Source organism: Halobacillus trueperi (assembly GCF_003386945.1).
Classification (GTDB): Bacteria; Bacillota; Bacilli; order Bacillales; family Halobacillaceae; genus Halobacillus; species Halobacillus aidingensis.
The window spans coordinates 19,771-33,715 of the sequence record NZ_QUAE01000007.1 but is presented as its reverse complement, the minus strand read 5'-3'; the positions used below and the strand labels follow the sequence as shown (position 1 = coordinate 33,715).

Here is a 13,945-nt window from a genome sequence, read left to right as displayed (position 1 = left end):
TGGTTGCTTTTAGTATTTTCTCCTTATATCTCAAAATCGAGTCTTTCACACAATTGGGCGTAAGCACATAAATTAGCTGTAGAGGTGGTGAGTATGAAAGATGGCCGAAGGGAATCTTTGATCGACCCTTTACAAATGGAAAAAAAAGAATGGAAGAAGCGACAGATGCAGCATCGTCTGAAGCAGATACTGACCATATCATCGCCGATCTTCATTGTATTGCTATGGGAGTTTTTATCAAGAACGGGACTGATTGATGCCCGGTTCTTCCCCCCACCGACAGAAATCGTCGGAACGTTCTGGGCGATGGGGATGAGCGGAGAGCTGTTCCATCATGTCGGGATTTCTTTGTTTCGTATTTTCGCAGGCTTTTTGCTCGGAGTCATACCGGCTATTGTGATTGGTCTCCTCATGGGGCTTTACGGTCCGATACGGCATTTCCTGTCACCTCTTATCATGGCGTTAATGCCGATTCCGACGCTTGCGCTTCTGCCTATTATCATCATTTTATTCGGTGTCGGGGAAGTTTCTAAAGTGGTGACGATTGCCGGGAGTGTGTTTTTCCCTGTCGTCATTAATACGGTAGCGGGTGTTGTGAACATCGACCGCATTTATTTGGATGTTGCGAAAAATTATGGCGCAGATTCGAAGCAGTTCTTTTTTAAAATCGCTTTACCGGGTTCGCTGCCGGTCATGCTTGAAGGGATTCAGATGGGGCAGGCGATTGCGCTTCTGACGATTGTCGCGGCGGAAATGATGGGAGCCAACTCAGGTATTGGGTATTTGATCTGGACGTCGTATAAAGCCTTTTTATTGAAAGAGATGTTTGTCGGGCTTGTGCTCATTTCGTTCTTCGGCTATTTGTTCTCAATTATTCTTCGAGGACTGCAGGCCAAACTGCTGCCATGGCGCTAACTGATGAAAGGAGCGACAGGGGATGGAGGCTAAAATATCGATTAAGGATTTAACGAAGGTGTTTTATAAAAAAGAGAGCCGTGTGACGGCACTCCAGGATATTTCACTGGATATTGCGGACGGGGAATTCGTCTGTCTCGTCGGACCGAGCGGTTGCGGGAAGACGACGCTCTTAAGAATTTTGGCTGATTTAGAAAAGCCGAGCGGGGGATCTTTTTCGATTGCGAAGAGCAAAAAAGAACGGCCGCTGCAGTCGATGGTTTTCCAGGAACGTGGTGTCATTCCGTGGTTGACCGTTGAAGGCAATGTCAATTTCGGGTTAAAGATGAGACATTTGCCTGCAGACGTGATTAAGGAACGGACGGCTTATTACTTGAATAAGGTGGGGCTCGATAAATTCGCCAAGCTCTATCCGAAAGAATTGTCCGGCGGGATGAAACAGCGCGTCAGCATTGCCAGAGCGTTTGCGAACGATCCGGAAATTCTCCTCATGGATGAACCCTTTGCCGCGCTCGATGAGCAGAATAAATTCATTCTGCAGGAAGAACTATTGAATATTTGGTCGGAGACGAAGAAAACGGTCTTATTTATCACCCATAGCATAGATGAAGCGCTCCTACTTAGCGATCGGATTCTGTTAATGAGCTCGCAGCCCGGCACGATCATTGATGAGAAGCGGATCGATCTGCCGAGGCCGAGGAATATGGAGCAGGTACGGGCGGATCCTTTGATGGCGGAACATTTTGTGGAGATTTGGAATCATCTTCAGGATGAAGTCCAGCGTTCGCGTAAATAGTGAAAGAAAGGGGATTGGAATCCCATGGTGAAAAAAGTATGTCATCTGTTTTCTTTTTTGTTTATCATCTTTGTGTTGTTCGGCTGTGCTTCTGGTGAGAATGGGGAAGACACGGGCAGTGTTGAAAATCCTGACGGTGACTTTGCTCCATTAGACAAGAAGACGACGGTTGTCATTGCCGAAGATGGAGCTGCCTCAGGAGCCGGGTTTTATATCGCTGAGGAAAAAGGCTATTTTGATGATTACAACATAGATATCAAGTTCACGACATTCGCCAATAGTGACGACATGCTTCCGGCGCTGGCGGCGGGCGAAGTAGACATTGCCGGCGGCGTTTCAACGGCATCCTTTTTCAATGCCATTGCCCAGGGCATTGATGTGAAAATTATTGCCGATAAAGGCCACTATTTTGATGGCAGCTCCTATTTCAGCTTTGTCATTCGTGAAGATCTACAGGATGAAATCAAAGATTACAGCGACTTGAAAGGGAAGCGGATTGCTGTTTCATCGAGAAACGCCGTGGATGATTATATCTTCCAGCGCATGCTTGAACACGCTGGGCTGACCGAAGACGATGTAGAATTTGTCCTCATGTCTGACTTTGGGAACATGCTTGCTGCGATGGGCAACAAGTCGATTGATGCCGCTCTTCAAATTGAACCACTGATCACTCAAGGGGAAGCGCAGGATCTGCACGTTCGTTTCGGTGACGCCACAGATTTCGCTCCGGATGCACAAATTGCGATGGTGCTTGGGTCGCCTGATTTTATCGAAAAAGAAACCGACGTATCCGTACGTTTTATGGCGGCCTACCTGAAGGGTGTGCGCGATTACAATGATGCGTTCCTTCACGATGAAGGCCTTGATGAAGTGGTTGATATCATGACTAAGCATACGGCATTGAAAGACGCTGACGTGTGGAAAAAAGTAGGCGTAACTGGGCTCGACCCGAACGGGGAAATGTTTATCGATGATATTAAGAAACAATTCGAGATGTATGACGCGAACGGCGCCATCAGTGGAGATATTGACTTCAATGATGCCATCGACACCTCTTTGTCTGAAGAAGCGATGGAAGTCATCGGGCGTTATGATCGATAACACTTTTTCTGAAAAAACACTTGTCATCGAATGGTTTTTATTGTAAAGTAACCATTAACTCAATTGAATAATTCTTATCAAGAGAAGCAGAGGAACTGGTCCTGTGAAGCTTCAGCAACCACCAACATCGGTTGGCCGGTGCTAATTCCAGCAAGTGATGATCACTTGAGAGATAAGAAGGAATGAACGTATACGATTCAAGAGCCTTCTTATGTGAGAAGGCTCTTTTTTGTTTGCGACCTTCTTGTGGATCAGGAACTTTTCTCGGGATAAAACCAACTATTCTGATGAGTTATATAAAAAGGAGGTCAAATTATGACAAAACCATTGAGCAATGCTTTCGCACTTATCCCATTTGCGATTTTTATTTTACTTTTCATTGGATCAGGAATCATCACAGGGGATTTTTATAAAATGCCTGTACTTGTCGCCCTGTTCGTAGCGATCCTAGTCGCGTTAGCTATGAACCGTAAAGCGGATTTCCAAACGAAAATATCCCAGCTGACGAAAGGGGGAGGACATCCGAACATCATCTTAATGGTCATCATTTTCCTGCTTGCGGGGGCTTTTGCTGCCGTGGCATCCGGAATGGGAGCGGTTGAATCGACTGTCAATCTCGGCTTAACCTACCTGCCGGGCGGTTGGATGGTCGTCGGATTGTTTGTCATCGGCTGCTTCATCTCGATTTCCATGGGAACATCCACGGGTACGGTTGTGGCTCTTGCTCCAATTGGATTGGGTGTCGCGGAGCAGACAGACATCGGACTTGCCTTGGTGATGGGGGCGATTGTCAGTGGTGCGATGTTTGGGGACAACCTTTCTGTCATTTCGGATACGACCATTGCTGCTGTACGTACACAGGGAACAGAAATGAAAGAGAAGTTCAAAGCGAATTTCTTCATCGTTCTTCCCGCAGCCATTGTTACGGCTGTAATCTTTGGTGTGATGACGGCAGATGCCTCAGCTAGTCTGTCGGAGAACTACACGTACAACATTGTGGAAATCCTGCCCTATTTAGGTGTCCTTGGATTCGCGATTGCTGGGGTGAACGTTATATTTGTTCTTATTGGAGGGATTGTTTTTGCCGGTGGAGTTGGACTTGCGCTTGGAAAATTCTCCGGCATGGAGTTTGTAACTCTCGTAGGGGATGGATTTACGAATATGCAGACACTTGCCATGATTGCGATTTTGCTGGGTGGACTTGTAGAATTGATCCGAGCAAATGGAGGCATTGAATTTTTGCTGCAAGCCGTGAGCAGGAAAGTGAACTCCAATCGCGGCGGGGAACTCGGCATCGCAGGGATTGTGACGGCCGTCAACTTTTCTACTGCGAACAATACGATTTCCATCATTACAGCAGGGCCTCTTGCCAAACAAATATCTGATGAATATGGCATTGAAGGGCGTCGCTCTGCAAGCATTCTCGATATTTTTGCCAGTTCTGTTCAAGGGATTATTCCTTATGGCGGACAGATTTTAGCGGTAGCGGGTGTGGCGAGCATTTCTCCTGTTGCGATTGTTCCGTTTTGTATTTATCCGCTGCTTACAGCCGTGGCCGGGCTTTTAGCCATTGCTTTCAGATATCCGAAATTCACTGTTGAAAAAGGAAAAAGAGAATTAAAAAACGCCTCTTAAGAGGGGAGGGCACCTGATTTGGGTGCCTCTTTTTATGTACTTTTTTTACGCTTATTTTAAAATTATCTGTCATAATATTTTAAAATGAGTCGATTGGAATAGTAGGAAAGCTTTGGAAAATAGGTAAAAAGAGAACGATTAGGGCCTTAAGTGGTATAGACGACTATATCTATTTCCGTTACGCTTTTATTACAAAATGTAAACGTTTACAACAATATTTCTCCTGTACCGACTTTATAATGGCACTTGTTTTAGAAAAATGTTTTGCAAAAGGGTCTTTTTGGATAGGAAGGCACCTTTTACAAATAGATAAATCAAGGAGGAATGGCGAATGAGAATGGCGGGCAAATGGATGTTGATCTTTACACTGACCATTGGCATGATGCTGCCGTCGTGGTTGATGGGTACAAAGGTGGAAGCTTCTGAAGATGACGGATTATCGGATTTAATCATCTTTGAGAATGTACCGCAGGCAGATGTAACGATGGAAGGGAATGAGTTTACTCTTTCCGCACTGAACGTGTATGAAGACGGACATTTCACAAAGGTGAATGAAGGACTCGTTTGGAAATCGAAAAATTCAAACGTTGCCACCGTCGAGGATGACGGTACAGTCACTTTTACAGGGCAGCCGGGACGAGCGTGGGTGACGGTATCGAATGGCGATTTCGAAGATCGGATTGCGCTTGATTTTAAACCGGACCGCTCAACAAAAGGGAAACCGAATTTCAAACCGACCATTCAAAAGCAGGACGGTGATCGCTATGACCTCGTTCAACATGCACTTGCCAACATGACGATGGAGGAAAAAGTTGGTCAGATGCTCATGCCTGACTTCAGGAAGTGGGAAGGAGAAAACGTTACGGAAATGCTCCCTGAAATTGAGGAGATGGTACAGAAATATCATCTTGGCGGAGTCATTTTATTCCGTGAAAACGTTGTGACAACGGAACAAACAGCGAAGCTTGTCTCCGATTATCAGGCGGCTTCAGAAAAATACGGCCTGCTTATGACGATCGACCAGGAAGGCGGAATTGTGACACGTCTTCAATCAGGAACGGACATGCCTGGAAATATGGCCTTAGGTGCCACTCGTTCGGAAGAAATTGCTGAAGATGTAGGTTCAGTAATCGGAGCTGAACTTGAATCCCTCGGCATCAACATGAACTTTGCCCCCGTCATGGATGTGAACAATAATCCTGATAACCCTGTCATCGGCGTTCGTTCTTTTGGTGAAAATCCAGAGCTCGTCGGAAAAATGGGTGTAGCTTATACGAAAGGCCTGCAACAGCACGGAGTAGCTGCGACGGCGAAACACTTCCCTGGGCATGGGGATACGGCGACTGATTCCCATCTTGGGCTTCCTGAAGTCCCATACGACCTTGAACGTTTGAAGGAAGTTGAACTGTATCCGTTCCAACAGGCAATGGATGCGGGGATTGATGCGATTATGACCGCACATATCACATTCCCCAAAATTGATGATACAAAAGTGATTTCACAGAAAGATGGTACTGAAATTGCACTTCCTGCTACGCTTTCTAAAAAAGTACTTACTGGATTAATGCGTGATGAGATGAATTATGAAGGTGTTGTCGTCACGGACGCTTTGAATATGAAAGCAATCGCTGACCATTTCGGACCGGTCGATGCCGTTATTCGTGCGATCAATGCCGGAACAGACATTGCGCTCATGCCTGTAGGTCTCGAGGAAGTTGCTGCAGGGGTCTATGAGGCTGTAGAGTCTGGGGAAATTCCAATGGCTACGATTGAAGATTCTGTCGAACGGATCCTTACATTGAAGTTGAACCGAGGTATCATTAAAGAAGAAACGCCTCAACCAATTGAGGAGAAAATCGCAGAAGCGGAAGAAGTCGTCGGCTCTGGGAAGCATAAAGCTGTTGAAAAAGAAGCGGCTGAGCGCTCGATTACACTCGTGAAAAATGATGGTGTCCTGCCTTTAGACGCATCAGGTGATGAACAGGTAGTGGTGATTGGGAACACATTTATCGCTGACCTTGCTGATGCTGTCTCCGCGCATCATTCAAACCCGACCTTGATCAGCACGAGTAAAAGTGAGCTGACGGCTGAGCAAAAACAGACGGTAGCTGAAGCGGACAAAGTCATTTTCGGAACATACACGTACAATGTGTCCACGCGTTCGGCAAACCATTCTCAAATGCAGTTGATGCAAGAGGTGATGGGGAGCACAGATGCAGAAGTGATCGGTGTTGGTATCCGAAACCCTTATGATGTTATGGCATATCCGGGCGTGGATGCTTACATCGCACAGTACGGATTCAGAGATGCAAGCTTTGAAGCAACAGCCGCTACGATTTTCGGCGAAAACAACCCGACCGGACAATTGCCTGTGACGATTCCGGGTACAGATGGTGGCGTATTGTTTGAGTATGGTACGGGATTGAGCTATTAACAGTGTGAACATAGAGGGGCTTCTTGCCCTTCTTCATTATAATCAAAAGGGAGAGGGTTATTTTGAAAAAATGGTTGATGCTTGGCGTCATTTTAATCATGACATGGTCGACGTTCTCGGTCGTTTTCGCTGATCATAATGGCAACCCTGGGAAGCACAAAGGGCACGATAAAAAAGGAGAACCTTTCAAGCTTGGGGTGGAAGTTCTCTTAGATGAAGAAAAAGAATTGATTGAAGGCAAGAATGTGGGGCTGATTACAAACCCGACCGGAGTTGATCAAAACTTGAACAGCATCGTAGATCTGTTACACAACGATGAGGATGTCAACCTTACGGCGTTGTATGGCCCGGAACATGGGGTCAGAGGCAGTGCTCAGGCTGGAGAGTATGTGGATTTTTATATTGATGAAAAAACAGGAGTTCCTGTGTACAGTCTTTATGGGAAGACACGCAAACCGACCCCGGAAATGTTAGAAGACATCGATGTGTTATTGTTTGATATCCAGGATGTAGGCACACGTTTTTACACGTACATCTACACAATGGCTTATGCGATGGAAGCGGCTCAAGAAAATGACATTCCATTCATCGTGCTGGACCGCCCGAATCCACTGGGTGGAGAAAAGGTAGAAGGACCTGTGCTAGATGAAGATTACAAGTCCTTCGTCGGAAACTACCCGATCCCGCTTCGCCATGGCATGACGGTCGGAGAGCTTGCGAAGTTGTTCAATAAGGAATTTGAAATTGGTGCGGACTTGACGGTTGTGGAAATGCAGGGATGGAAGCGCGGCATGGACTATGACGAGACAGGTCTTGAATTCGTTGCACCTTCACCGAACATGCCGACCGTGGATACGGCTTTTGTTTATCCAGGAGCGGCTTTAATTGAAGGGACGAATGTGTCGGAAGGCCGCGGAACGACGAAACCATTCGAATTGATTGGCGCGCCTTTCATCAATAGTACAGATCTGGCGGCAGAGATGAACGCCTACAACTTACCAGGGGTAAGGTTTAGAGCAGCATCCTTTACACCATCCTTCTCGAAGCATGCAGGGGACTTGACGCATGGGGTGCAGATCCACGTAATTGACCGTGAAGAGTTCAACGCTGTGGAAACGGGAGTCTATCTTGTGAAGACGATTCATGACATGTATCCGGAAGACTTCGAGTTCCGTGCAGAAAACTCAGCAGGCGTTTCCTTCTTTGACCTTTTAGTCGGGAATGGCTGGATCCGCGAAGCGATCGAAAACGGCGAATCCGTCGAAGACATGAAAGATCGATGGGAAGATGAGCTCAAAGACTTCAACAAAGTAAGAAAACATTACCTCCTTTATAAAAAATAATAAAAGTGATAAGGGAGAATTTGACACACCAGGTCATCCATATTATGGATGACCTGGTGTGTATATTTTTTCCAGTAAGCGGCAGTTGTTGAGTCATCGGTCTTAAGTGGATGCGAATTTGTTACAAGAAGAAGCACTTTATGATAAAATTTGTAAATATTCATACATATTTGACAAATAGAAAGTGAGGTAATTAGCATGGGTGCACAATCAATGTTAAGTGGGGCGTGGAGCCGCCTTTGGACGATGCACTACGAGGCGAAGGATTTATTGAGGTTTACGGTAACGGGAAATGGCGGCGGATCTTCGACGGTGACGCAGACGAACCAAAAGACGGAAGGGCATGACCCGGGCCCATCCTTTGATACGCGCCAAAAAGTAGGGCTTTTTTTAGGGCCGGTTTTGTTTGCGCTTACACTACTGTTTCTAGAAGCGGACGGATTATCGCAGAGTGCTGTCGCTGTTTTGGCCAGTACCGTTTGGATTGCCACATGGTGGATCACAGAAGCGATTCCGATTCCTGCGACATCCCTTCTGCCGCTGATTCTTTTTCCTCTCACCGGAGGACTTGACGGTGGGGCAACGGCTTCCTCCTATGGCGATAATACGATATTCCTTTTTATGGGTGGTTTCCTCATTGCCCTTGCTATGCAAAAGTGGAACCTGCATAAGCGGATGGCCTTGTTCATCATCGCATCTGTAGGGACAAGCACAGAACAAATCGTGCTTGGTTTTATGGTTGCAACGGGGACGTTGTCGATGTGGATCTCCAATACAGCGACGGCAATGATGATGGTCCCGATCGGCATGGCGGTCATCTACCAAGCTTCTGAGCAGTTGAAGAAAAAAGGGGAAACGGTCGATCACGACAATTTCAATTTCGGAAAAGCTGTCATGCTCGGGGTCGCCTATAGTGCTTCTATTGGTGGACTTGCCACACTAATCGGAACACCTCCCAACACGATTTTCAAAGCTGTTGTTGAACAAACCTATGGAATTGAGATCAGCTTTGCTGGCTGGATGGCGTTCGGTGTTCCGTTGACGATTCTATTCTTAGCACTTGCCTGGTTTTATTTAGTGAAAATTGCTTTCCCTATGAAAATTAAAGAACTGCCTGGTGGCAGAAAAGTGATTGGGGAAGAGAGGCGTGCGCTCGGGCTAATGAGTGTAGAAGAAAAAATCGTCATGACCGTGTTCGCTGTGACAGCGGTGGCGTGGATATCCCGATCATTTTTCCTAGTACACATCAATGAAAATATCAACGATACGATGATCGCGATGAGTGCTGCGATTCTCCTTTTTCTCATTCCTTCCAAGAACAAAAGAGGGGATTACCTCCTGGATTGGGACACAGCGAAAGGACTCCCGTGGGGAATCCTGCTTCTGTTTGGGGCGGGTCTTGCTATTGCCGCAGGATTTCAGGAAACAGGGCTTGCCGAATGGATTGGGACGCAGCTAACGATTTTAGAGGGCGTCAGTTTAATTTTGATCGTTGTCATCGTTGCAGCACTAGTCATCTTCTTAACGGAAATTACATCCAATACAGCTACAGCGACGATGATGTTTCCGATTATGGCCTCTTTAGCCAGTGCTATCTCGGTCCACCCTTACAGCTTGATGATTGCAGCGGGTGTAGCAGCAAGCTGTGCTTTCATGCTGCCTGTTGCAACCCCACCGAACGCCGTTGTTTTCGGAAGTGGCTATCTGAGAATTCCAGACATGGCAAAAGCCGGGCTGTGGCTGAATATTGCAGCCGTCATTTTGATCACAATCGCTATTTATTTCTACCTGCCATTCGTTTGGGGCATCGATCTCACAACATTTCCCGACCGTTTTAACTCATAACAGAGGATGATGGATATGGAAGCCTTACAAAAAAACAGACAACCCTATACGCCAGGACAAAGTGAATTTTGGCGCGTCACCATTGCCTTAATGTTGGCTTCCTTATCCATTTTCTCAACGTTGTACGTTTTTCAGCCTTTACTCCCTGTGTTTACAGACCAATTCCAAGTGTCGGCAACAGAGTCCAGTTTACTCATGTCAGCTTGTGTCATCGCCATGGTCGTCGGTCTATTCATTCTTGGTTTTTCTGCCGATCGATATGGCCGTGCGGCCGTCATGAAGGTTTCCTTGTTTATAACAGCAGGAACCCTCATCCTTTTGCCGTTCACTCCGACATTCGGGTGGATGGTTGTAGTGAGATTTATACAGGGGTTCTTTTTAGCTGGTATCCCTGCTGCGGCGATGGGATATTTAGGAGCAGAGGTGGCTCATAAACACTTGGGTCTGGCTATGACCTTATATATTTCCAGCAATGCCTTGGGAGGAATGGGAGGAAGAGTCGTAGGTGGGTACGTGACGGATTTGTTTAACTGGCAGTCGACGTTATATATCTTTGCTGCCTTCGGACTGCTATCTGCTCTTCTATTTTTAGTCCTTTTTCCAAAAGAGCGCTTCTTCGAAAAAACAGATCAGGCCATCAGTGATGATTTGAAAGGGATGCTTGTCCATTTGAAGAGCCGTTCGATGCTCGTCTTGTTCTTGATGGGGGTTCTCCTTCAAATTGTCTTTACGGCGATTTGGACTTATATCCCTTTTCATTTACAGGGAGATCCGTTCAACTGGTCCCTAAAATGGATTGCCTTCACATACTTTGCTTATGTTTTCGGAGTACTCGCGCCTCCACTTGCCGGCCGGGTTTCTGATGTGATTGGTTTGAAGAAAGTGATGTTCACTGGTGTGACCATCCTTATCGTTGGTGCGGCACTAACTGCGCTTCCATCTGGGACATTTGTACTCGTAGGACTGTCTCTCATTTGCATGGGATTCTTTGTCGCTCATTCCATGGCCGCTGCCCTTGTCAGCAAATCCGCCACCCACCATAAGAGTGGAGCGTCAGGTTTCTACTTGATCAGCTATTACTTAGGAGTAGCCATCGGCAGTACAGCCATCGGAACCCTCTGGGAAAGCTACCAATGGACAGGAGTATTGAGTGTCACCCTTCTGCTCATCATTTTATTTATCTTCTTACCACTCTATAAAGACGAATGAGGTACCAGGTCATCCATATTCTGGATGACCTGGTACACCTTTTTTTGGTAATTGTCCATGTTATAATCGAGGAAAATGAATGGTAGGAAGCTTTTTGTGGGTTGGATCATCTATGTGGCTGAATTTGCCATCATGCTTTATTTATTTTTTAAAGTAAGAAAGCTAGAGGAAATGATGGAAAAGCAAGAGGTTGAACGTAATGAAATGAAAGTTTCATTGGACCGACTGCATGAGAAAATGGATCATGCTTCCCATCGTGAAGATAGATAAAGGTGTGTAAAGGGGAGAGTTCAAATGGAAAGGGTACCTCTCGTAAAAGGGAACCAGGTAGATAACCAGACGCGGTGTGTACACTATCACAGTGAGGTGGATGTCATCGCCATCCGTTTTCATTGTTGTGGGGAATATTATGCGTGTTATTCATGCCATCAGGAACGGGCGGATCATGAACCGTTGCGTTGGCCGAAGCGCTTGTGGGAAGAACGCGCTATTCTTTGTGGCAGCTGCAACCATGAGTTGACCATTCAAGAATATATGAATTCGCCCCGATGCCCCGTGTGTCATCATGGATTCAATGAGGGCTGCCGCCTGCATTATCCTCTATATTTTGAGATGTAACCGTCCATCTTCGTGGGCGGATTTTTCATATCTGCGGCAAGGAGTCAGGGGAAAGTGTCCTAACTCAAGGGAGGTGAAAGTGACTTATCTCAGACTCAAAGTGCCCTATCTGCGTTAATAGTGACCTAACTTGAAATCAAAGTGACTTAAACCCCTCTAAAAAAATCCTCACAAAAAATCCAAACTTTTTTTGAAATACTTTGTCTAATAGATAGAAAAAGAAAAGGGAGGGGGACTCTTTGGAAGTTTCCATCATAGAAAAAGCAATCAACGGCGATGATGAATCCTTTCTCATCATGATGAAGAACTATAAAACGGACATCTATAAAACGGCGCTCGCTTTTTTGAAAAATGAAGAAGATGCAAGAGAGGCCTTGCAGGAAGTGACCGCTCGTGCGTACCAGAAGCGCCATCAATTGAGGAAACCCCTGTACGTGAAGACTTGGCTCGTTCGTATCACGATTCACTATTGCCAAGATCTCTTAACGCACAAGAAACGCATTCATACCCGAGAGTATGTTGACCCTGTCCAAGAACGAAGAGATGAAACAGAAAGGATTGCTTTGGAAGAGGCCATTTCTTCTCTTCAACCTAAAGAGCAAGAGCTTGTTTACTTAAAGTATTTTCATGGCATTACGTTCCGGGAGTTATCCAAGATTATGAATGTAAAAGAAAATACGTTGAAGACACGCCTTTATACAGCGCTGGCTAAGCTAAAACAAGAACTGGGAGAGGAGGAGCAACATGAGCAAGCTTGATAGAGAATTGACTAATTGGAAAGAAATGTATGACCAGGTACATATCGATGATGAACAATTAGACGAAGCGGTAGACCTTGGTTTTCATCAGGCTACGAAGCGTCCGACACGACGGTTAAGGAAATTTGCTTGGCCCGTTCTTACCGCTGTGGCGGCTCTTTTTGTTCTATTTGGCGGAGTTCGTGCTTCTCCGGCTTTTGCTGAAAAAGTCTCCCAAGTCCCCGGTATGGAAAAAATTGTTCAACTTATTCAAGGAGATCAGAGTAAACAGGCTGCCATTGATGCCGATCACTTTCAGCCTCTAGGGATTACTGATGAAAAGGGTGATTTGACACTCTCCCTGGAAGGTGTGATTCGGGATGACTACGGCATGGTGATTTTTTACACTTTGGAAGCTGTCGGGGAACATAGAAACCTTAGGTTAGGTACTCCGAAGTTAACGACTGGAGCCGGTGAAGAGCTGCCACCAAAGTCTGTTTCCTATAACAGCAGGGAGTTAGAAGAAAACAAGGACATGCAAATGATGGAGGTTTATACGCAAGAGGGAATGGGCGGGATAGAGAACTTCCATTTATCCATCTCAGGAAGTGGGATCATCGATGGTTCTTTTGTAAAAGAGGAATTCGCTGTGAGTTTCACGGCCAAAAATGATGCACAATCAAAAGAGTACACCTTAGAAGAAACGGTATCCATAGAGGGAGAACAATTCGTTATTGAAAATGTGAAGATCCACCCACTAAGAACAGCCATTAAAGTGAGAGAACATCCAGAAAATGAAACCGAACTTCTATCAATCGAAGACCTGGAGTTAAAAGGAGAAAATGGAGAGGTTTGGTCCGGGATTAACAACGGAGTTACTGCATCCGGTGGACCGGAAAATGATGAGATGACGTTTTATATACAGAGTAATTATTTTGAACAACCGGAATCTTTAGCGATCACTTTTTCAAAAGTGATGGTTGCAGATCAGGAAAAAGAGTATATGGAGATTGACCTTGAGTCGGAGAAAATTCTCTATCAACCTGGAGAAATCGCTGAACTGACTGAAGCATCCACTTCCGCTTTTGAAATAAAATTTGATGAAGAAGTCTCACGAAATATTGGATTCTCAAGCGTAAAGGATGAGAAAAGGAACACTCTTCATCCATCAAGTCAACAAGTGCAATCACTGGTGGAAGGACCGAAAACAGTTCATACATTCTTTGATGAAGAAGTGAAAGGTCCCATCCGGATCGATTTCTCCTCCTACCCTCATTGGTTGGAAAAAGAAATTAAAATCCCATTAGAATGA

12 protein-coding genes and 1 riboswitch are annotated in these 13,945 nt (G+C 45.7%); all 12 genes read left to right on the top strand.

Annotated elements, in window-relative coordinates:
* Positions 1-93: 93 nt before the first annotated feature.
* The 12 genes from DYE48_RS10520 to DYE48_RS10470 all read left to right on the top strand — a co-directional run bounded on the left by DYE48_RS10520 (position 94) and on the right by DYE48_RS10470 (position 13,945).
* Positions 94-915 (top strand): ABC transporter permease, encoded by an 822-nt coding sequence (locus tag DYE48_RS10520; protein WP_115823585.1) that lies wholly within the window; start codon positions 94-96, stop codon positions 913-915.
* 22 nt (positions 916-937) lie between these two features.
* Entirely contained in the window at positions 938-1,711 is a 774-nt protein-coding gene (locus DYE48_RS10515) for an ABC transporter ATP-binding protein (RefSeq protein WP_115823584.1), read from the top strand.
* A gap of 24 nt (positions 1,712-1,735) precedes the next feature.
* Positions 1,736-2,812, top strand: coding sequence for an ABC transporter substrate-binding protein (locus DYE48_RS10510; protein WP_115823583.1), 1,077 nt, complete (start codon positions 1,736-1,738; stop codon positions 2,810-2,812).
* Between the two features lie 71 nt (positions 2,813-2,883).
* Positions 2,884-2,991, top strand: a riboswitch (SAM riboswitch).
* Positions 2,992-3,127: 136 nt separating this feature from the next.
* Positions 3,128-4,447: a Na+/H+ antiporter NhaC family protein gene (locus tag DYE48_RS10505; RefSeq protein ID WP_115823582.1), complete on the top strand. Its 1,320-nt coding sequence runs from the start codon at positions 3,128-3,130 to the stop codon at positions 4,445-4,447.
* A gap of 331 nt (positions 4,448-4,778) precedes the next feature.
* On the top strand, positions 4,779-6,881 hold the full coding sequence (locus DYE48_RS10500; RefSeq protein ID WP_425269298.1) for a glycoside hydrolase family 3 protein: 2,103 nt from the start codon (positions 4,779-4,781) through the stop codon (positions 6,879-6,881).
* A 62-nt stretch (positions 6,882-6,943) separates the two neighbouring features.
* Entirely contained in the window at positions 6,944-8,224 is a 1,281-nt protein-coding gene (locus DYE48_RS10495) for an exo-beta-N-acetylmuramidase NamZ family protein (RefSeq protein WP_115823581.1), read from the top strand.
* Positions 8,225-8,437: 213 nt separating this feature from the next.
* Positions 8,438-10,069 carry an SLC13 family permease gene (locus DYE48_RS10490; protein ID WP_115823710.1) on the top strand — a complete coding sequence of 544 codons (1,632 nt, stop codon included), beginning with the start codon at positions 8,438-8,440 and terminating at the stop codon, positions 10,067-10,069.
* 15 nt (positions 10,070-10,084) lie between these two features.
* The gene (locus tag DYE48_RS10485; RefSeq protein WP_115823580.1) at positions 10,085-11,278 is read left to right on the top strand and encodes an MFS transporter; all 1,194 of its coding nucleotides are present in this window, start codon (positions 10,085-10,087) and stop codon (positions 11,276-11,278) included.
* Positions 11,279-11,374: 96 nt separating this feature from the next.
* The gene (locus tag DYE48_RS21145) at positions 11,375-11,548 is read left to right on the top strand and encodes a hypothetical protein (RefSeq protein ID WP_167449485.1); all 174 of its coding nucleotides are present in this window, start codon (positions 11,375-11,377) and stop codon (positions 11,546-11,548) included.
* 24 nt (positions 11,549-11,572) lie between these two features.
* A complete protein-coding gene (locus DYE48_RS10480) occupies positions 11,573-11,896 on the top strand; it encodes a CHY zinc finger protein (RefSeq protein WP_115823579.1) in 324 nt (107 codons plus the stop codon).
* A 239-nt stretch (positions 11,897-12,135) separates the two neighbouring features.
* Complete coding sequence (locus DYE48_RS10475; RefSeq protein ID WP_115823578.1) at positions 12,136-12,654, top strand: sigma-70 family RNA polymerase sigma factor; 519 nt, start codon at positions 12,136-12,138, stop codon at positions 12,652-12,654.
* A complete protein-coding gene (locus DYE48_RS10470) occupies positions 12,641-13,945 on the top strand; it encodes a DUF4179 domain-containing protein (protein ID WP_115823577.1) in 1,305 nt (434 codons plus the stop codon). The genes DYE48_RS10475 and DYE48_RS10470 overlap by 14 nt, the downstream gene beginning before the upstream one ends.